This window comes from Pseudomonas sp. CFII64 (assembly GCF_000416235.1).
GTDB lineage: Bacteria > Pseudomonadota > Gammaproteobacteria > Pseudomonadales > Pseudomonadaceae > Aquipseudomonas.
Genome location: NZ_ATLO01000039.1, coordinates 116,846 through 137,151 on the forward strand (window position 1 = coordinate 116,846; position 20,306 = coordinate 137,151).

18 protein-coding genes are annotated in these 20,306 nt (G+C 59.6%); 15 read left to right on the top strand and 3 right to left on the bottom strand.

The window, feature by feature from the left end:
- Positions 1-7 precede the first annotated feature (7 nt).
- From pilW to CFII64_RS17815, 10 genes are all read left to right on the top strand, one after another.
- Complete coding sequence (gene pilW, locus CFII64_RS17770; protein WP_020292200.1) at positions 8-766, top strand: type IV pilus biogenesis/stability protein PilW; 759 nt, start codon at positions 8-10, stop codon at positions 764-766.
- The gene (locus tag CFII64_RS17775; RefSeq protein WP_020292201.1) at positions 766-1,740 is read left to right on the top strand and encodes a RodZ family helix-turn-helix domain-containing protein; all 975 of its coding nucleotides are present in this window, start codon (positions 766-768) and stop codon (positions 1,738-1,740) included. Before pilW ends, CFII64_RS17775 begins: the two co-directional genes overlap by 1 nt.
- 3 nt (positions 1,741-1,743) lie before the next feature.
- Positions 1,744-2,853: a flavodoxin-dependent (E)-4-hydroxy-3-methylbut-2-enyl-diphosphate synthase gene (ispG, locus tag CFII64_RS17780; protein ID WP_020292202.1), complete on the top strand. Its 1,110-nt coding sequence runs from the start codon at positions 1,744-1,746 to the stop codon at positions 2,851-2,853.
- Between the two features lie 24 nt (positions 2,854-2,877).
- Positions 2,878-4,167 carry a histidine--tRNA ligase gene (gene hisS / locus CFII64_RS17785; protein WP_020292203.1) on the top strand — a complete coding sequence of 430 codons (1,290 nt, stop codon included), beginning with the start codon at positions 2,878-2,880 and terminating at the stop codon, positions 4,165-4,167.
- A 39-nt stretch (positions 4,168-4,206) separates the two neighbouring features.
- A complete protein-coding gene (locus CFII64_RS17790) occupies positions 4,207-4,848 on the top strand; it encodes a tetratricopeptide repeat protein (protein WP_020292204.1) in 642 nt (213 codons plus the stop codon).
- A complete protein-coding gene (gene bamB, locus CFII64_RS17795) occupies positions 4,841-5,992 on the top strand; it encodes an outer membrane protein assembly factor BamB (RefSeq protein WP_044901470.1) in 1,152 nt (383 codons plus the stop codon). Before CFII64_RS17790 ends, bamB begins: the two co-directional genes overlap by 8 nt.
- A gap of 141 nt (positions 5,993-6,133) precedes the next feature.
- Positions 6,134-7,606 carry a ribosome biogenesis GTPase Der gene (gene der, locus CFII64_RS17800; RefSeq protein ID WP_020292206.1) on the top strand — a complete coding sequence of 491 codons (1,473 nt, stop codon included), beginning with the start codon at positions 6,134-6,136 and terminating at the stop codon, positions 7,604-7,606.
- Positions 7,607-7,723: 117 nt separating this feature from the next.
- A complete protein-coding gene (locus tag CFII64_RS17805) occupies positions 7,724-8,872 on the top strand; it encodes a pyridoxal phosphate-dependent aminotransferase (RefSeq protein ID WP_020292207.1) in 1,149 nt (382 codons plus the stop codon).
- Positions 8,860-9,651 (top strand): amidohydrolase, encoded by a 792-nt coding sequence (locus tag CFII64_RS17810; RefSeq protein ID WP_020292208.1) that lies wholly within the window; start codon positions 8,860-8,862, stop codon positions 9,649-9,651. The genes CFII64_RS17805 and CFII64_RS17810 overlap by 13 nt, the downstream gene beginning before the upstream one ends.
- 74 nt (positions 9,652-9,725) lie before the next feature.
- Entirely contained in the window at positions 9,726-10,151 is a 426-nt protein-coding gene (locus CFII64_RS17815) for a hypothetical protein (RefSeq protein WP_020292209.1), read from the top strand.
- 151 nt (positions 10,152-10,302) lie between these two features.
- Here CFII64_RS17815 and leuA read toward each other — a convergent pair whose 3' ends face one another.
- From leuA to xseA, 3 genes are all read right to left on the bottom strand, one after another.
- The gene (gene leuA / locus CFII64_RS17820) at positions 10,303-11,976 is read right to left on the bottom strand and encodes a 2-isopropylmalate synthase (protein ID WP_020292210.1); all 1,674 of its coding nucleotides are present in this window, start codon (positions 11,974-11,976) and stop codon (positions 10,303-10,305) included.
- Between the two features lie 384 nt (positions 11,977-12,360).
- On the bottom strand, positions 12,361-13,197 hold the full coding sequence (locus CFII64_RS17825) for a peptidoglycan DD-metalloendopeptidase family protein (RefSeq protein ID WP_020292211.1): 837 nt from the start codon (positions 13,195-13,197) through the stop codon (positions 12,361-12,363).
- A gap of 6 nt (positions 13,198-13,203) precedes the next feature.
- Positions 13,204-14,583: an exodeoxyribonuclease VII large subunit gene (xseA, locus tag CFII64_RS17830; RefSeq protein ID WP_177325428.1), complete on the bottom strand. Its 1,380-nt coding sequence runs from the start codon at positions 14,581-14,583 to the stop codon at positions 13,204-13,206.
- Positions 14,584-14,810: 227 nt separating this feature from the next.
- Here xseA and CFII64_RS17835 point away from each other — a divergent pair, with 227 nt between their 5' ends.
- The 5 genes from CFII64_RS17835 to CFII64_RS17855 all read left to right on the top strand — a co-directional run bounded on the left by CFII64_RS17835 (position 14,811) and on the right by CFII64_RS17855 (position 20,290).
- A complete protein-coding gene (locus CFII64_RS17835; protein WP_020292213.1) occupies positions 14,811-15,590 on the top strand; it encodes a sulfite exporter TauE/SafE family protein in 780 nt (259 codons plus the stop codon).
- Between the two features lie 71 nt (positions 15,591-15,661).
- Positions 15,662-16,210 (top strand): hypothetical protein, encoded by a 549-nt coding sequence (locus tag CFII64_RS17840; protein WP_020292214.1) that lies wholly within the window; start codon positions 15,662-15,664, stop codon positions 16,208-16,210.
- Between the two features lie 94 nt (positions 16,211-16,304).
- On the top strand, positions 16,305-17,774 hold the full coding sequence (gene guaB, locus CFII64_RS17845; protein WP_020292215.1) for an IMP dehydrogenase: 1,470 nt from the start codon (positions 16,305-16,307) through the stop codon (positions 17,772-17,774).
- A gap of 102 nt (positions 17,775-17,876) precedes the next feature.
- On the top strand, positions 17,877-19,454 hold the full coding sequence (gene guaA / locus CFII64_RS17850; protein ID WP_020292216.1) for a glutamine-hydrolyzing GMP synthase: 1,578 nt from the start codon (positions 17,877-17,879) through the stop codon (positions 19,452-19,454).
- Positions 19,455-19,732: 278 nt separating this feature from the next.
- Entirely contained in the window at positions 19,733-20,290 is a 558-nt protein-coding gene (locus CFII64_RS17855) for a hypothetical protein (protein WP_020292217.1), read from the top strand.
- Positions 20,291-20,306 lie beyond the last annotated feature (16 nt).

Consider the following 20,306-nt stretch of genomic DNA (forward strand, 5'->3'; position numbering starts at 1 on the left):
AACCTCAATGTCCGTGCGTGCCGCGCTGCTGCTCTGTTTCGTGACGATGCTGGCGGGCTGCGTCTCGTCGGGCAAACTCGACCCGATGAGTACCGGCAAGGGACGCGACGAGGCTCGTCAGGCCTATGTGCAGCTGGGCCTGGGTTATTTGCAGCAAGGCCAGACCGAGCGGGCCAAGGTGCCGTTGAAAAAAGCGCTGGAGCTGGACGGTTCCGATGCCGACGCCAATGCCGCGCTAGCCCTGGTGTTCCAGGTTGAGATGGAAGCGGAGCTGGCGGATCAGCACTTTCGCAAAGCCTTGTCGGCGCGCAAGGGCGATGCCCGAATTCTCAACAACTACGGTAGCTTTCTCTACGAACAGGGCCGTTACAAAGAGGCCTACGCGCGTTTTGAAGAAGCAGCTTCGGATTCGCTTTATCCGGAACGCTCGCGAGTTTTTGAAAGCCTGGGCCTGACGGCGGTAAAGCTGGGCGATCGTGAAGCGGCGCTGAATTATTTCACCAAGGCCTTGCGCCTGGATCGCCAACTGCCACGATCATTGCTGGAAATGGCTGAGTTGTCCTACGAAGACAGGCATTATGTGCCCTCGCGTGACTATTACGACCGTTTTAGCCAACTCAGCGAGCAAAATGCACGTAGTCTATTGCTCGGTACGCGATTGGCAAAAGTCTATGACGATCGCAACAAGGCAGCCAGTTTCGGGCTGCAACTCAAAAGACTCTATCCCGGTACGCCGGAATATCAGCAATACCTGTCGGAGCAATGATGAAAGCGGTGCATCCCGAAGTTGTAGCAGCCACTCGCGTCAATCCTGGTGAAACACTGCGTCAGGCCCGTGAGAGTAAAAACTGGTCGCTGCCAGATGTCGCCTTGAGGTTGAACCTCACCGTAACGTCTCTCGGCAACCTGGAGGCTGGCGACTTCGACAAGCTGCCCGGGCACACCTTTGCCCGTGGTTATGTGCGCGCCTACGCCAAGTTGCTGGAGCTGGATCAGACCGCGCTGGTCAACCAGTTCGATCAGTACACCGGCACCGACGGCCAGGGCTCGGCTGTTCATGCACTGGGTCGCATCGAAGAGCCGGTTCGGCTCTCGCACAATATTCTGCGCATCGTCAGCCTGCTGTTGCTGGTGGTGCTGGTGGGCGGCGGTTTCCTCTGGTGGCAGGATCAGGCTGCCCAGCGTGGCAAGGATCCGGTCAGCCTCACTCCTGAACATGTTGAAGTCGAAAGTGCCGACGGCACGACGCAGATTCATCCTCTGGACGAGCCTGAAGATCAGGCCGTGACTGAATCGCTGAGCAGCAATCAGTCGTCACTGCCGTTGAACACGGGTACGCCTGCTACGGAAGCACCTGCTGCAGCGCCTTCGGCCTCGGCAACGGTTCCGGCGCACACACCCACTACGCCGTCTGTTCCAGCACGCGGCACGCCAACCGTTCCGGGCGCCCCCGCCAGTGCGCCTGTCGTAGCGGAAACGGCACCCGAGGTGCCAGTGGGTGCAGGTTCGGTAGGGATTCAATTTGCCGCCGATTGCTGGACGCAGGTCACCGAAGCGGGCGGCAAGGTTCTATTCAGCGGCCTGAAGCGCAAAGGCGACAGCCTCAACGTCAACGGCAAGCCGCCTTTGAGCCTGCTTCTGGGTAATCCACCCGGTGTTACGGTCAACTACAATGGTCAGCCGGTCGATCTGTCGTCGTTCACCAACGGCAGAACCGCACGTCTGAAGCTGGGGCAATAAGTCATGCACGGCGAATCTCCGATCAAGCGTCGCGAATCTCGAAAAATCTGGGTCGGCTCGGTTCCGGTTGGTGGCGATGCGCCAATTGCCGTGCAGAGCATGACCAACAGCGATACCAATGATGTCGCGGCCACGGTTGCACAAATCAATCGCCTTGAAGCTGCGGGCGTGGACATTGTGCGCATCTCGGTGCCCGATATGGACGCTGCCGAAGCATTCGGGCGCATCAAACAGCTGGTCAAGGTGCCGCTGGTTGCCGATATCCACTTCGATTATCGAATCGCCTTGCGCGTTGCCGAGCTCGGTGTCGATTGTCTGCGGATCAATCCGGGCAACATCGGTCGTGAAGACCGGGTGCGGGCGGTAGTGGATGCGGCTCGTGATCGCGGCATCCCGATCCGCATCGGTGTGAACGCCGGTTCCCTGGAAAAAGACCTGCAAAAGAAATACGGCGAACCAACGCCTGCTGCGCTGGTGGAGTCTGCTCTGCGCCACGTCGAGCACCTTGAGCGCCTGAATTTTCCGGACTTCAAGGTCAGCGTGAAAGCCTCCGACGTGTTCATGGCCGTCGAAGCCTATCGGCTGCTGGCCAAGGAAATCGTCCAGCCTTTGCACCTGGGTATCACCGAAGCCGGTGGCCTGCGTTCAGGCACAGTGAAATCCGCCGTTGGCCTCGGTATGCTGCTGGCCGACGGGATTGGCGATACTATCCGCATCTCGCTGGCCGCTGACCCGGTCGAAGAGGTGAAAGTCGGCTACGACATCCTCAAATCGTTGCACCTTCGTTCCCGTGGCATCAACTTCATCGCCTGCCCGAGCTGCTCGCGGCAGAACTTCGATGTGGTCAAGACCATGAATGAACTGGAAGGGCGTCTCGAAGATTTGCTGGTGCCGCTGGACGTTGCCGTCATCGGTTGTGTGGTCAACGGTCCGGGTGAAGCCAAGGAAGCGCATATCGGGCTGACGGGTGGCACGCCGAACCTGATCTACATCGATGGCAAGCCTGCGCAGAAGCTGACCAATGACAATCTGGTGGATGAGCTGGAACGCTTGATTCGCCAGAAAGCGGCCGAAAAGGTCGCAGCCGACGCAGCGCTGATCGCGCGCGGCTAACCCAAGAATTGTTAAGGATTTTTTGTGAGTAAGTCTCTGCAAGCCATTCGTGGCATGAACGATATCCTGCCCGAGCAGACCCCATTGTGGCGTCATTTCGAAGGGACCGTCTCGCGTTTGCTGGATAACTACGGTTACCGGCAGATTCGCATGCCCATCGTGGAGTTCACCGACCTGTTCAAACGCTCCATCGGCGAAGTCACTGACATCGTTGAGAAGGAGATGTACACCTTCGAAGACCGCAACGGCGATTCGCTGACCTTGCGTCCCGAAGGGACTGCCGCGTGCGTGCGTGCGGTGCTTGAACACGGCATCACTGGCGGCGGCCAGGTGCAGAAACTCTGGTACATCGGCCCGATGTTCCGTCACGAACGCCCGCAAAAAGGCCGTTATCGCCAGTTTCACCAGATTGGCCTGGAAGTCTTCAACCTCGACGGCCCGGACATCGACGCCGAACTGATCGTCATGACCTGGCGCCTCTGGAAGGAGCTGGGCATTCGCGACGCGGTAAAACTGGAGCTGAACAGCCTGGGCACCAGCGAAGCGCGTGCGCGTTATCGCGATGCATTGGTGGAGTTCCTGTCGTCGCGTCTGAGCGAGCTGGATGAAGACAGCCAGCGCCGTCTGAAAACCAATCCGTTGCGTGTACTCGATACCAAGAATCCGGAAACCCAGGCCGTGCTGGTCGATGCGCCGAAACTGGCGGATTACCTGGACGATGAGTCGCGTATCCATTTCGAAGGCTTAAAGGCGCGTCTGGATGCGGTCGGTATTCCTTACGTCATCAACCCGAAGCTGGTGCGCGGGCTGGACTACTACAGCAAGACCGTTTTCGAGTGGGTCACCGACAAACTCGGTTCCCAGGGGACGGTGTGTGCCGGTGGTCGTTACGACGGGCTGGTCGAGCAAATGGGCGGCAAGCCAACGCCGGGCGTCGGTTTCGCCATGGGTATCGAGCGTCTGGTGCTGTTGCTGGAAACTCTGGAGCAGATTCCCGAAGAAATTTCCCGTCAGGTGGATGTTTACCTGTGCGCGTTCGGCGAAGCGGCCGAGCTGGCTGCGCTGGCCCTGGCCGAGCGCGTCCGTGACCAGTTGCCAACCCTGCGTTTGCAGGTCAATGCCGGCGCCGGTAGCTTCAAGAGCCAGTTCAAGAAAGCCGACAAGAGCGGCGCACTGTTTGCCCTGATCCTCGGTGAGGAGGAGTTGGCGCAGCAAGTGATCGGTGTCAAACCCCTGCGTGGGCAGGGCGAACAACAAAATATTGCCTGGGATGCTCTGTCCGAGCACCTGGCCTCCTGCGTTGTGCAGGGTTGAAGCTGATTAACAGCCGATTTAGCGAATAGGAGTATTGGGGTGTCGCGTACCGAAGATGAAGAGCTGGCGGTAATGAAGGACTGGTGGCAGCGTAACGGCAAACCCCTGTTGACTGGCGGTTTGCTGGCGTTGGTCATTGTCCTTGGCTGGCAGGCATGGAGCAGATACGAGAGCAATCAGTCCCAGGGTGCCTCCGCGCTGTACCAGCAATTGCTGGAAACCGCGCTGACGCCGAGCGGCCAGGCTGACACCGCCCGTGTCGCCGATATCGCCAACAAGCTGAAAAGCGAGTTCGGTGGCACGGCTTACGCACAGTACGGCAGTCTTTTCGTCGCCAAGGTGGCGGTCGACACCGGCAAGCTGGATGACGCAGTCGCCGAGCTGAAACTGGTCACCGACAAGCCGGCCAGCGACACGCTGGGTGAAATCGCCCGTCAGCGTCTGGCTCGCGTGTTAGCGGCACAGAACAAGACCGAAGATGCACTGAAATTGCTGGAAGGCGATGCCGACAAGGCGTTCCTGGCCAGTCGTGAAGAACTCAAGGGTGACCTGCTGGTACAGTTGGGTCGCACTGACGATGCGCATGCTGCATACCAAAAAGCCAAATCCGCGCTGTCTGAAGAAGCAGCCGTAGGTGGCCTACAAATGAAGCTCGACGACTTGGCCAAAGGGGATGCGTGACGTGATGCGTTGGAAACATGCAGCATTGCTGGCTCTGGCCATTTTGGCCGCGGGTTGCAGCAGCAACAGCAAGAAAGAATTGCCACCGGCCGAGCTGACCGACTTCAAAGAAGAAGTGGTCCTGCACAAGCAGTGGAGCCGTTCGATCGGTGACGGTCAGGGCGAAACCTACAACATGCTGGTTCCGGCCATCGACGGCGACCGTATCTTCGCTTCGGACGTGACCGGCGTGATCATGGCGCTGGATCGTCTGAACGGCGATGTGGTCTGGAAGAAAGACCTCGAACTGCCGGTTTCCGGTGCGGTCGGCGTCGGCTACGGCATGCTGATGGTGGGGACGCTCAAGGGCGAGATCGTCGTCCTTGACGAAGCCACCGGCGAAGAAAAATGGCGCGCTCGCGTGACCAGTGAAGTGCTGGCTCCGCCTGCCACCAACGGTGACGTGGTGGTTGTCCAGACTCAGGATGACCGTGTGATCGGCTTCGATGCCGCCACCGGCACCCAGCGCTGGATCTACGAAAGCACGCCGGCCGTGTTGACGCTGCGCGGTACTGGCGCGCCAATCGTGACCAACCACCTTGCGGTGGCTGGCCTGTCGACCGGTAAGATCGTTGCGCTGGACACCGCCAGCGGCGTGCCGGCGTGGGAGCAGCGCGTTGCTATCCCGCAAGGTCGCTCGGAGCTGGAACGCGTTGTCGATATCGACGGCGGGCTGCTGCTTTCCGGTGGCACCTTGTACGTTGCCAGCTATCAGGGCCGGGTTGCCGGTCTGGAACTGGAAAGCGGTCGGGTACTCTGGCAGCGTGATGCTTCCAGCTACGCCGGTGTCGCCCAGGGTTTTGGCAGCGTCTACGTAAGCCTGGCCAACGGCACCGTCGAAGGTATCGATGAGCGTTCGTCCACAGCGCTGTGGAGCAACGATGCTCTGGCTCGCCGCCAACTCGGCGCGCCGGAAGTTTATTCCAGCTATGTTGCGGTCGGCGACATGGAAGGCTATCTGCACCTGTTGAGCCAGGTCGATGGTCGTTTCGTGGGGCGTGAGCGCATTGACAGCGACGGCCTGCGTGCCCGTCCGCTGGTGGTTGGCGACATGATTTATGTGTTTGGCAACAGTGGCAAGCTGGAAGCCCTGACCATCAAGTAAAGACTGTCTATGCTTGAGGTCCTGGACCTCCGGCAACCCTGCTCCGGCAGGGTCTGCAGCGCCAAGAGGCGCTGCTCCGAACTCCGGCCGCTGCCCTGCAGCGGCTTTTGTATTTTCTGAAATAACGAAGTGGAGAGCCGCATGGTTCCCGTAATCGCCCTGGTGGGTCGACCGAACGTCGGCAAGTCCACCTTGTTCAACCGCCTGACCAGGACTCGCGACGCCATCGTCGGCGATCTGTCCGGTCTGACCCGTGATCGCCAATACGGTGAGGCCAAGTGGCAAGGGCGCTCCTACATCCTGATCGACACCGGCGGTATCTCCGGCGACGAGCATGGCATGGATGAAAAGATGGCCGAGCAATCGCTGATGGCCATCGAAGAAGCTGATGTCGTGCTGTTTCTGGTGGACTCGCGCGCCGGTTTCACCGCTGCAGACCAGATGATCGGTGAGCACTTGCGCAAGCGTGGCAAGCGTTCCTACGTGGTCGCCAACAAGGTCGACAACATCGATCCGGAAATGGCCCGCGCCGAATTTGCCCCGCTGGGCATGGGCGACGCCATCCCGGTAGCCGGTGCTCACGGCCGTGGCATCAGCCAGATGCTGGAAATCGCCCTCAGCCAATTCCCCAAAGACGAAGGGGAAGAGGAAGAAGAAGGCGAGCCTGAAGTCGTTGCCGAAGGTCAGGAAGCCAAGCGCATTCCGGGTCCGAGCGAGAAAGACGGCATCAAGATCGCCATCATCGGTCGCCCTAACGTCGGCAAGTCGACCCTGGTCAACCGCATGCTGGGTGAAGACCGGGTTATCGTGTATGACGAACCGGGCACCACCCGCGACAGCATCTACATCCCGTTCACCCGCAACGACGAAAAGTACACGCTGATCGACACCGCCGGTGTTCGCAAGCGCGGCAAGATCCACGAGGAAGTCGAAAAATTCTCGGTGGTCAAAACCCTGCAGGCCATCAAAGACGCCAACGTGGTGATCTTCGTGATGGACGCCCGTGAAGGTGTGGTCGATCACGACCTCAACCTGCTGGGCTTCGCCCTGGAATCGGGTCGTGCGCTGGTCATCGCCCTGAACAAGTGGGATGGCATGGTGCCAAGCGAACGCGACTTCGTGAAAACCGAGCTTGAACGCCGGTTGTTCTTCGTCGACTTCGCCGATATCCACTTCATTTCGGCCTTGCATGGCACCGGCGTGGGTAACCTGTATCAGTCGGTGCAGAACTCGTTCAAGTCCGCCGTGACGCGCTGGCCGACCAGCCGCCTGACGCAGATCCTCGAAGATGCGGTCAGCGAGCATGCGCCGCCGATGGTGGGCAGTCGTCGTATCAAGCTGCGTTATGCGCACTTGGGTGGCGCCAACCCGCCGTTGATCGTGATTCACGGTAACCAGGTCGAGAAAGTACCGAAGTCTTATGTCCGGTATCTGGAAAACACTTACCGCCGCGTGCTGAAACTGGTCGGTACGCCGATCCGTATCGAGTTCAAAGGCGGCGAGAACCCGTACGAAGGCAACAAGAACACGCTGACGGACCGTCAGGTCAACAAGAAGCGTCGAATGATGTCGCACCACAAGAAAGCCGACAAGAAACGTCGCGACAAGCGCTGATTCTGTAACAGGCTTTCTCCGAAAAGGCGCTAATAGCGCCTTTTTTTATGCGCGCTCTATGGGCTATTCTGGATGACCCGTGCCACCGTGGAGCCGGGCGTACAGTTGAGAAGGCCCATGATTACGAGCAAGCTGCCCAACGTCGGCACCACCATTTTCACCGTCATGTCCCAACTCGCCGCCGAGACCGGTGCGATCAATCTTTCCCAGGGTTTTCCGGATTTCGATGGCCCGCAAGCGCTGCGCGATGCCTTGAGCCGCCACGTGGCCGAAGGTCATAACCAGTACGCGCCAATGACCGGCTTGCCCGCGTTGCGCCAACAGGTCGCCGCCAAGATCGCGCGCAGCTACGGCCGCAAGGTCGACCCGGAAACAGAAATCACCATTACGCCGGGCGCTACCCAGGCGATTTTCTGTGCGATTCAGACCGTGGTGCAACCCGGTGATGAAGTCATCATTTTTGACCCGTGCTACGACAGCTATGAACCCTCTGTCGAGTTGGCGGGCGGGCGTTGCGTGCACGTGCAGTTGACGCTGGGCGAGTTTGCTATCGACTGGCAGAAACTCAGCGATGCGATCAGCCCGCGTACCCGGATGATCGTGATCAACAGCCCGCATAATCCCAGCGGCGCATTGATCACCCGCGCCGATCTGGACCGTCTGGCCGCGTTGATTGCCGATCGTGACATCTACCTGCTCAGCGACGAGGTTTATGAACATCTGGTATTCGACGGTGTTCAGCACGCCAGCGTGCTGGCCCACGAAGAGCTGTATCAGCGCGCATTCGTGGTCAGCTCGTTCGGCAAGACGTATCACGTCACCGGCTGGAAAACCGGTTACGTGGTTGCGCCCCCGGCATTGACTGCCGAGCTGCGCAAGATCCACCAATACGTGAGTTTCTGCGGCGTCACGCCGTTGCAGTATGCGTTGGCTGATTTCATGGCGGAGCACCCCGAGCATGTTGAAGAACTGCCGGCGTTCTATCAGGCCAAGCGGGATTTTTTCTGTGATCGGCTGAAAGCGTCACGCTTCAGCTTCACCCCAGTGGGCGGCACCTACTTCCAATTGGTGGACTATTCGCAGATTCGCCCGGATCTCAATGACGTCGACATGTCGCTGTGGATGACCCGCGAGCACGGCGTTGCGAGCATTCCGATTTCTGTGTTCTACCAAAGCCCGCCTGAAGGCCAGCGGATCATTCGTCTGTGCTTCGCCAAGCGCGAAGAGACGCTGCGTCTGGCGGCGGAGAAGTTATGCGCGATTTAAGCCAGTTGCCGAATCTGAATCTGGCGTTGGTCCAGACCTCTCTGGCCTGGCATGACCGCCAGGCCAATCACGAGCATTTCGCCATGCTGCTGGACCCGCTCAGCGGCGCTGACCTGGTGATCCTGCCGGAAATGTTCACCACAGGGTTTTCCATGGCGTCGGAAACCCTGGCAGAGCCGGAATTCGGGCCCACCGCCAAATGGATGCTGGCCCAGGCCAAGCGTCTGCAAGCGGTGGTCACCGGCAGCATCATCGTCAAGGCCGCTGACGGCAGCCATCGCAACAGGCTGTTGTGGGCGCGCCCGGATGGGGAGTTGCTGCATTACGACAAACGACACCTGTTCCGCATGGCCGGCGAGCATGAGCACTACAGCCCGGGCAGCCAGCAGGTGCAGTTCGAACTCAAGGGCTGGCGGATTCGTCCGCTGATTTGCTACGACCTGCGATTCCCGGTGTGGAGCCGCGATGCGCAGAACACCGATCTGCTGCTGTACACCGCCAACTGGCCGGGCGCACGTCGTCTGCACTGGAATCGGCTGCTGCCAGCGCGGGCGATCGAGAATCTTTGCTACGTCGCGGCGGTGAACCGCACCGGCACCGATGGTAAAGGCTTCGCTTATACCGGCGACAGTCAGGTTCTGGATTTCCAGGGTGAAAGCCTGTTCAGCGCCGGTGAAGCAGAAGGCGTGTTTGAGGTGTCATTGAATGCGGCGGAACTTGCGGCCTACCGCACAAGATTTCCCGCTGATCTGGATGCCGATACCTTCGAGATACAATGATTGTGTTCAGTTGTGTCTGAATCAGCCGATATGCCGTCTATCCATTACTGAATGTTTCTTTTCGGGAGTACGGCATGACCACGATCAGCACGTCATCACTCAGCAGTTATTCAACCGCATTCAGCGTCACGATCAAGAAAGATCCTGCCGCCACCGCTGCTGTACCCACTGCTACGGTCGCCACTGCTGAAGACGACAGTGGCAAACCCTCGACCGTTGCCGTTGATGCAACAGGCGCTGGCGGTGCTACCGCCAGTTCGCCTTCCGATGCCGCTCAAAAAAGCATCGACCAGCTCAAAGAGCTGATCAAAGAGACTGAAAAGCAGCTGCAGAAAGAGCAGCAGCAATTGGCTGCAGCACTGAACGGTAACGGTTCGGATGCAGAGAAGGCTCAACGCGCCATGGCGATCCAGACTCAGATAGCCAGCACTACTGCGCTGCTGCAATCCCAGCAGGCCGCGTTGATCCAGCTCACCGGTGGCGTGAATACCACCGCGTGAATGAGTCTGTCGGGACTTTCACGGTGGGACGGCTTTAGCCGGGAAGGCGTATTCCCGGCTAAAGCCGTCCCGCGGCGTTTCAGTGTCAATAACTGACCAAACAAAAAGCCCGAAGCAAATGCTTCGGGCTTTTTCGTTGCGCTCAGGCGTTTCAGGCAGCCTTTGCGGCTTCCGCTTGGGTCAGTGAGCGGTTCAGGGCGCTGAACAGAGCACGGAAGCTGGCGGTGGTGATGTTTTCATCGATGCCCACGCCGTGGATCGCTCGCTCACCGTTCACACGCAGTTCGATGTAGGCAGCGGCCTTGGCCGTGGTGCCTGCGCCGATGGCGTGCTCGTTGTAGTCCATGATTTCCACGCCCACCGGCAGGCTTGAAACCAGCGCTTCCAGCGCGCCGTTGCCTTTGCCTTTCCAGCGCTGGGTTTCGTCGTTGACGCTGACTTCCGCATCCACGGCGCTGGTGTTGTTCTCTTCCTGCAGGCGATGACTGATCAGCGCGTAAGGCTTGTTGGCTTGCAGGTATTCGCGTTTGAACAACGCGTAAATCTGCTGCGCCGACATTTCCAGGCCCAGGCGATCCGTTTCACCCTGCACGACCTGGCTGAATTCGATCTGCATGCGGCGCGGCAACGAGATGCCGTATTCCTGTTCCAGCAGATAAGCGATGCCGCCTTTGCCGGACTGGCTGTTGACACGAATCACCGCCTCGTAGCTGCGGCCGATATCCGCCGGGTCGATGGGCAGGTAAGGCACTTCCCACAATTCGTCCGGTTTCTGCTGGGTGAAACCTTTGCGGATTGCGTCCTGGTGCGAGCCGGAGAACGCGGTGTGGACCAGATCGCCCACATACGGATGACGCGGGTGAACCGGAATCTGGTTGCACTCTTCAACGACTTTGCGCACGCCGTCGATGTCGGAGAAGTCCAGCTGCGGGTTGAGGCCCTGGGTGTACATGTTCAACGCCACTGTGACCAGATCCACATTGCCGGTGCGTTCGCCGTTGCCGAACAGGCAGCCTTCAACACGATCCGCGCCAGCCATCAGGCCCAGCTCGGTGGCCGCAACGCCAGTGCCACGGTCGTTGTGGGTGTGCAGGCTGATGATCACGCTGTCACGACGGGTGATATTGCGGCAGAACCATTCAATCTGGTCGGCGTAGATATTGGGCGTCGCCACTTCAACCGTGGCGGGCAGGTTGAGGATGACTTTGTTCTCTGGCGTCGCGTTCCAGACTTCGATGACCGCGTCGCAGACTTCCTTGGCGAACTCCAGTTCGGTAGCGCTGAAGGTCTCTGGCGAATACTCGAACGTCCATTGCGTGTCCGGTTGTTCGGCAGCGTATTTGACGAACAGCTTGGCAGCGCTGACTGCGATCTCTTTGACGCCGGCCTTGTCCTGATTGAAGACGATGCGGCGGAAAGATGGGCTGGTGGCGTTGTACAGGTGAACGATGGCCTTTTTCGCGCCGCGCAGGGATTCAAAGGTGCGCGCGATCAGGTCTTCACGGCCTTGGGTCAAGACCTGGATGGTGGTGTCGTCCGGGATGTGATCGTCTTCGATCAGGGTACGAACGAAGTCAAAGTCAGTCTGCGAGGCCGCCGGGAACGACGCTTCGATTTCCTTGACGCCGACGCTGACCAGCGTCTTCCAGAAACGCAGCTTCTTGACCGCGTCCATTGGCTCGATCAGCGACTGGTTACCATCACGAAGGTCGGAGCTGCACCAGATCGGCACTTCGGTAATGGTTTTCGAAGGCCAGGTGCGGTCCGGCAAATCAATAGTCGGGAACGCGCGGTACTTCTTGGACGGATCTTTGAGCATGGTCATGGGGACATCCTTTGTTCTTGAGGGGCCGGGTAGAGGCGGCCAACCGATAATTCGAAGAGACAGGGGCGAGGCACCGCAATCTAGCTTGGCAGTCGTGCACTGACCAGGCTGAGACAGCGATGTTGCCGCAACAGAATGAGGGTTTGGGAGGTATTCATGACGTCAACCGTAACCATTGGGGTGAAAGTTGGCAAGCAGTTGGAAAAAATTGAGAGGAAGTCGCGTTATTGCCGGAAGTCTGTGCTTTTGTAGCGCGTAATTGTTTTTTTAAAGCTTTTTATTGCTGAGTCATAAAGCTGGGCGCGATCCGTTGGAGCGAGGCTTGGCCGCGAAGGCATTCGTCAAAAAGCGCTTTCGCGGCCAAGCCCCCAGCAGCTCGTAACCCTAAGGCTGAAACGCCCCGATAAATATCGCCGGATCGACCCGCGCATCGTTCAGGCTGACGTTCCAGTGCATATGCGGCCCCGTCGCGCGGCCGGTGGCACCGACTTTGCCCACCACGCCGCCGCGTGGCACGGCGTCGCCGACTTTCACGTCGATCTTCGACATGTGGCAGAACATGCTGATGAAGCCTTGGCCGTGGTCGACGAACACGGTGTTGCCGTTGAAAAAGTAGTTGCCGGTCAGAATCACTTTGCCCGCTGCCGGCGATTTGATCGGCGTGCCAGCGGGAACGGCAAAGTCCAGGCCGGCGTGAGGGTTGCGTTCTTCGCCGTTGAAGAAACGACGCACGCCGAATTTGCTCGACAGCGGGCCGTTGACCGGCTTGTCCAGCAGCAGATTGCTTGGGGTGGTGGGCGTGAAGGAGCGGTAGGCGGCGATCTGTTCCGCCAGTTCGCCTTCGATGCGCTTCAGGTCGGCGGGATCGGGATTCACCTGACGCTTGTTCTTCAACGTGATGTGCTGTTCCGGGTACTTCTTGCTGCCGACGCTGAACGCCAGATTGCGCACGCCGCTGGCCTCCTTGATCGCCAATTGCTGCGAGCCCGGCTTGACCGTCAATGGCACGCCGACAATCGCCAGCCAGCGACTGTCCTGCTCCCGGACCACCAGCACCGGCTTGCCTTGATACGTAGCTCTCGGCGCCTGAGCGCCGGTGCCCAGATCGACCACCGCAACGCCGCCGGGAACTGGCTTGTTCAATAAACGCGTGATGTAACTGTCAGCCTGAGCGGGCAGGCACAGAAAAACAGCCAGCAGCGGAGCTAAAAATCGCAGCATCAGTAATCAATCCAGAAGAGAAAGGGTGACGGGCGTCAGGTGATTGTCTTCGACCCTGACTTGCAATTCGCCTTCACCCAGTCGGGCCGTCAAACGCTGGCCGGTTTGGGTCTGCGCGGCACTGCGAATCGCATGGCCGCGCTCGTCGAGCAGAATGCTGTAGCCGCGGCCCAGCGTCGCCAGCGGGCTGACCACGTGCAGGGTTTGCACCTGGCTTTGCAGTTGCAGGTGACGGGTCTTGAGCGTGTCGCGCATGGCTTTGGGCAAACGTGCGGCCAGCCCGTCCAGACGCTGACGCAGAAAGGCGAGGGCGCGTCCCGGATGCTGGGCGGCCAGGCGGCTTTCAAGGTGAGCGATGCGCACCTGACGCTTGTGCATCTGCTGCTCGAAGGCACGGCGCATGCGCATGTCCAGATCATCCAGACGCTGGGCTTGCTGGCGCAGGCGTTCGCCTGGATGACGCAGGCGGCGGGAAATGCCTTCCAGGCGCAAACGCTCGCGCATGAGTTTGTCCTGCATGCGACTGACCAGGCGACGATGCAGGTTGTCCACACGACGATGCAGGTCGCTGGAATCCGGGGCCAGCAGTTCGGCGGCGGCTGACGGCGTCGGCGCGCGGACATCAGCCACGAAGTCGCTGATGGACACATCGGTTTCATGCCCGACCGCGCTGACGATCGGCGTCACGCACGCGTCGATGGCGCGGGCCACCGCTTCCTCGTTGAAGCACCACAGGTCTTCCAGCGAACCGCCGCCACGGGCCAGGATCAGCGCGTCGAAACCTCGGGCGTCGGCCAGTTTCAGCGCGCGGACGATCTGCGCGATGGCGTCGCGGCCTTGCACGGCCGTGGGGATCAGCGTCAATTGCACTTGCGGGGCGCGGCGACGAAACACGCTGATGATGTCGCGAATCACCGCCCCGGTGGGCGAGCTGATAATGCCGATGCGTTGCGGATGCAGCGGCAGCGCGACCTTGCGTTCGGCACTGAACAGGCCTTCAGCGCTGAGCTTTTCTTTCAGGGCATCGAACGCCAGGCGCAGCGCGCCGTCGCCGGCAGGCTCCACGGTATCGAGGATCAGTTGATAGTCGCCACGGCCTTCGAACAGCGAGACCTTGCCGCGCACCTTGACCTGCAAGCCGTCCTTGAGCGCCTGGCGTACCCGCGCCGCACTCTGTCGGAACAGCGCACAACGTACCTGCGCGCCGGAATCCTTGAGGGTGAAATACACGTGGCCGGATGCCGGGCGCGACAGATTGGAGATCTCGCCCTCGACCCAGATATTGCTGAACACATCCTCCAGCAACACCCGCGCGCGGCCGTTGAGCTGGCTGACAGTAAGGACTTCCCGGTCGAGGCCGAGTCTTGCGAAGGGGTCTTTGATCATGGTGGGCATCATAATGGCAATGCCCGCCCCGCGCACCGTGGAGATACGACTATTCTGTAGGGCCGGCTTTAGCCGGGAGCGAGGCGGTATACCCCATGCGTTCACTGGATCAGATACGATGCTCTCCCGGCTAAAGCCGGTCCTACGGGGGATAGCGCAGTACCGGGGATCTATAGAAGCAGCCAATTTGTTGTAGCTTGCCAGGTGTTTTTCAGGGAGGAAGTCTGTTGGGCACTATCGACATCATCGCCACCTTCACGCAACTGGGCTTCACGCCTCTGGACTGGCTGCTGATCGAGCTGGGCGTGGTTGCTGCTTATATAGTGTTCGGCATTGCCGGTTTCGGCACGGCGTTGGTAGCCGGGCCGATCCTGATCAATTTCATGCCGTTGTCGCGCATCATCCCGCTGCTGGTGATGCTGGATTTCATCGCCGCGTTTGGCAATCTGCTGCCTTCCCGGCAATCGGTGGTCAAGTCCGAATTAGTGCGCCTGCTGCCCTGCATGGCGGTGGGCTGCACCTTGGGTGTGCTGTTTCTGCTCAACCTGAAATCCGACGTGCTGCTTTTATTAATGGGGCTGTTCATCACGGCGTACGCGCTGTACAGCCTGGCGGTGAAAGTGCGGCCGACACAATTGGCGGCGGGCTGGGCGATTCCCATGGGCACGGTCGGTGGGCTGTTCGGTGCGCTGTTTGGCAGCGGCGGCTTTCTTTACGCGATCTACCTCAACAGCCGGCTGACCGACAAGGCGCAGGCGCGGGCCACGCAAAGCGCGTTGATCAGTTGCAGCACCATCGTGCGCTTGAGTCTGTTTCTGATTGCCGGTGTCTACGCGCAGATTCCGTTGCTGGTTCTGGCGGTGTGTCTGTTGCCGGCGATGGCCGTGGGTTCGTGGATCGGCCGGGCGCTGATCATGAAGCTGTCCCGCGAGACATTCGTGCGGCTGGTGACCTGGTTGGTGCTGTTCAGCGGCATCGCGTTGATCGGGCGGTATATGGCCGGCTGACCGCTGCACTTGACCTGACGCGACGGGGGATTAAGCTGCCGCACTCGATAAGCCGCCTGTGATACGCCACCATGAACAGCCAAAGCATTCTTGTCCCGCAAATTTCCGGTTTCCCCGGACGTGAGGCCCGGGCGCGGTTGATTCTGCGCTGGCTGGTCAAGCTCAACGTGGTCGAGCCCGAACTGACCACCTGCGGCCGAACCTCCAACAAAATGGCCTACGCCATTGCGCCGGGTGCCCGCGCGGTGGTGGAAAACCCCGAAGCGCTGCCGTTCGGTCAACCGGTCAATGGCCTGGAAGTCGTCACCAAACGCTGCATCTTCACGCCGCTCAATGATTTCGCCGAAGAAGCCGGTTGCCCGGAATGTCGCAAGGAAATCGGCGAAGCATTGTTCGACAGCCTGGAAGAATGGATGCCCGGCCATACCGACAACTTCATCTGCCCGTTGTGCGGGCACGAAGACGACATCAATGGCTTCCTGTTCCTGCAAGCCTGCGGTTTTTCCAACCTGGGCTTCATCTTCAACAACTGGCTCGATGCGTCGTTCAAACAGAGTTTTCTGGACGACTTCGCCGAACGTCTGGATCGTCCGTTGTCCTTCGTCAAAGTCCGTCTATAAATACGCTCGATAATAGCCTGAGGTTTACATTGAGCCGGGGGGGCTGTCTGGGTATAATGGCGCGCTTCCAATTTCCCGCTCGGGAGCCCCCGCGATGCTGCGTATCAGCCAAGAAGCACTTACTTTCGACGACATCCTCCTTGTGCCCGGTTATTCCGAGGTGCTTCCCAATGAAGTCAGTCTGAAGACCCGTTTGACCCGTGGCATCGAACTGAATATCCCCCTGGTTTCCGCTGCAATGGACACCGTGACTGAGGCCCGTCTGGCAATTGCCATGGCTCAGGAAGGCGGTATCGGTGTGATCCACAAGAACATGACCATCGAGCAGCAAGCTGCCGAAGTGCGCAAGGTCAAGAAGTTTGAAGCCGGCGTGGTCAAGGATCCGATTACCATCGAAGCCGATGCCACGGTTCGTGACCTGTTCGAACTGACCCGCCTGCACAACATCTCCGGTGTACCTGTCCTGCACAATGGCGACCTGGTCGGCATCGTGACTTCCCGCGACGTACGCTTTGAAAACCGTCTGGATGTCCCTGTTCGCGAAGTGATGACGCCTAAAGAGCGTCTGGTCACCGTGCGTGAAGGCGCCGACAAGTACGAAGTGCGCGAGTTGCTGCACAAGCACCGCCTGGAAAAAGTCCTGATCGTCGACGCCAAGTTCGCGCTCAAAGGCATGATGACCGTCAAGGACATCGAAAAAGCCAAGGCTTATCCGCTGGCCAGCAAGGACGACCAGGGTCGTCTGCGGGTCGGCGCTGCGGTCGGCACCGGCAAGGACACTGGCGAGCGTGTTGCTGCGCTGGTAGCTGCCGGCGTTGATGTGGTGGTGGTCGACACTGCCCACGGTCACTCCAAAGGCGTGATCGATCGCGTTCGCTGGGTCAAAGAGAACTTCCCTGACGTGCAGGTCATCGGCGGCAACATCGCCACCGGCGCTGCCGCCAAGGCACTGGTTGCTGCTGGCGCCGACGCGGTCAAGGTCGGTATCGGTCCTGGCTCGATCTGCACCACGCGTATCGTTGCCGGTGTGGGCGTTCCGCAAATCAGCGCCATCGCCAACGTTGCCGCTGCCCTTGAAGGCACCGGCGTCCCGCTGATCGCCGACGGCGGTATCCGTTTCTCGGGTGACCTGTCCAAGGCCATTGTTGCTGGCGCAAGCTGCGTGATGATGGGTTCGATGTTCGCCGGTACCGAAGAGGCTCCGGGCGAAATCGAACTGTTCCAGGGCCGCTCCTACAAGGCTTATCGCGGCATGGGTTCGCTGGGTGCTATGTCCCAGGCCCAGGGCTCTTCGGACCGCTACTTCCAGGATTCGTCCGAAGGCGCCGAGAAGCTGGTACCGGAAGGCATCGAAGGCCGCGTCGCCTATAAAGGCTCGCTGTCGGCGATCATCCATCAGTTGATGGGCGGCCTGCGTTCCTCCATGGGTTACACCGGCAGCGCCGATATCGAAGAGATGCGCACCAAGCCTGAATTCGTGCGCATCACCGGTGCCGGCATGGCTGAATCCCACGTCCATGACGTGCAGATCACCAAGGAAGCGCCGAACTATCGCGTCGGTTGATCCGGATTGCATCGTGGTTCGCCGCGATGCAACCCAACGAGTTTTATAGCCGGGGCTGTTACGCAGCCCCGTGTCGTTTCTGTTTTTTGACGAGAATGAGTCATGGCCCTCGACATTCACGCCCACCGCATCCTGATCCTCGACTTCGGTTCCCAGTACACCCAGCTGATCGCCCGCCGCGTGCGTGAGATCGGCGTGTATTGCGAACTGCATCCGTTCGACATGGACGACGAAGCGATTCGCGCATTCAACCCACGCGGGATCATCCTCGCCGGCGGTCCTGAGTCCGTACACGAAGCCAACAGTCCCCGCGCGCCGCAAGCAGTGTTCGACCTGAATGTACCGGTCTTCGGCATCTGCTACGGCATGCAAACCATGGCCGAGCAACTGGGCGGTCGCGTCCAGGGTTCGGACATGCGTGAATTCGGTTACGCCCGCGTCGACATCGTCGGCAAGAGCCGCGTACTGGACGGCATTGAAGATCACGTCGATGCCGATGGCGTCTTCGGTCTCGATGTGTGGATGAGTCACGGTGACAAAGTTACCGAGATTCCTGCAGGTTTCCACATCCTGGCCAGCACCCCGAGCTGCCCGATTGCCGGCATGGCCGACGATACGCGTGGCTACTACGGCGTGCAGTTCCACCCGGAAGTGACCCATACCAAGCAGGGCGGTCGCATCCTGTCGCGCTTCATCCTCGATATCTGCGGTTGCGAAGCCTTGTGGACACCGTCGCACATCGCTGAAGACGCCATCGCGCAAGTCCGCGCCCAGGTGGGTACTGACAACGTGTTGCTGGGTCTGTCCGGCGGTGTTGATTCGTCCGTGGTTGCCGCGCTGTTGCACAAGGCGATTGGCGATCAACTGACCTGCGTGTTCGTCGACAACGGTCTGTTGCGCTTGCACGAAGGCGAGCAAGTGATGGCCATGTTCGCCGAGAACATGGGCGTCAAAGTGATCCGCGCAAATGCCCAGGACCAGTTCCTGAACAATCTGGCGGGCGAAAGCGACCCGGAGAAGAAGCGCAAGATCATCGGTCGCACCTTCATCGACGTGTTCGATGCCGAATCCTGCAAGCTGGACAACATCAAGTACCTGGCCCAGGGCACGATTTACCCGGACGTCATCGAGTCGGCTGGCGCGAAAAGCGGCAAGGCTCATGTGATCAAGTCCCACCACAACGTGGGTGGCTTGCCGGATGAAATGAACCTCAAGCTGGTCGAGCCGCTGCGCGAGCTGTTCAAGGACGAAGTGCGTCGTCTTGGTCTGGAACTGGGCCTGCCGTACGACATGGTTTACCGTCACCCATTCCCGGGCCCGGGCCTGGGCGTGCGGATCCTCGGTGAAGTGAAGAAAGAATATGCCGACCTGCTGCGTCGCGCAGATCACATCTTTATCGAAGAACTGCGCAAGGCCGACTGGTATCACAAAGTCAGCCAGGCGTTCGTGGTGTTCCAGCCGGTCAAGTCGGTCGGCGTGGTCGGCGATGGCCGTCGTTACGCGTGGGTCGTCGCCCTGCGCGCTGTGGAAACCATCGACTTCATGACCGCACGCTGGGCACACCTGCCTTACGAGCTGCTGGAAACCGTTTCCGGTCGCATCATCAATGAAATCGAAGGCATCTCCCGCGTCACCTACGACGTGTCGAGCAAGCCGCCAGCGACTATTGAGTGGGAATGATTGGACGTCCGGCATTGTCCGGCACGATCTAGCAAGAAACACCTGAAGCCCGCGTAATTGCGGGCTTTTGGCTTTTTGGGTCTGGCAAATTCTGGCAGCTTTGTGCATCGCCATGACAGTGACTCGTAGTCTGCGAACCCTTGCCGGCATTGGATCTGCAGGATCAGGGTGGCACCGGTAGACGGGCCAACTCCACATCGGCACCCGCAGCGTCACAGGGAACTTTCGCTCTACAAACCGCTCTACACAGGCCTTCTTCAAGCCTGTTCAGGGACCGAATGAAAATTTCTTTGGCGTTTCCATTAGCAATCACTTTCGCGCTGGTCATGACCGGCTGCAGCAGCCGTCAGGCGGGTGATCTTAGTTCAGAGCCGGTAGTTCCACTGGCCATGAATGACCATCAAGCCAGCGTGACTTTCCGTACCATCGGCGGCGAGGGTGATCATCCTGTCAGTTACACGTACGGGTATGCCAATGCTGGATTTGAGAGCGCGGGTGATCGGGTTTATGACTCTGCTTACTTCAAGCGCATACCGGCTTATCTGAAGAAAATGGCCGGTGGTACTGACAGCATCAGTCAACTGGTCGAGGCTGACAAAACGGTGTACGTAGAAGGGGTGGTCAAGGTCAAACCGTTTACCTTCAACGGTATTCCCATGCCTACGCCGTTCGACAAGGAGCAGCCCGTTGCGCAGCAATTCACGCCGCAAGCCAGGAAGAATTACCTGGTTGAAACCGTGATCGCCGACACCTGGGTCATGAGCGTGTACGAAGTCTCCGCAACCGGTGAACGCAAAACCATTGGCGTTCGAAAAAAAGATGCCGCCGCAAACTGACCGCGCAGGGCGTTCA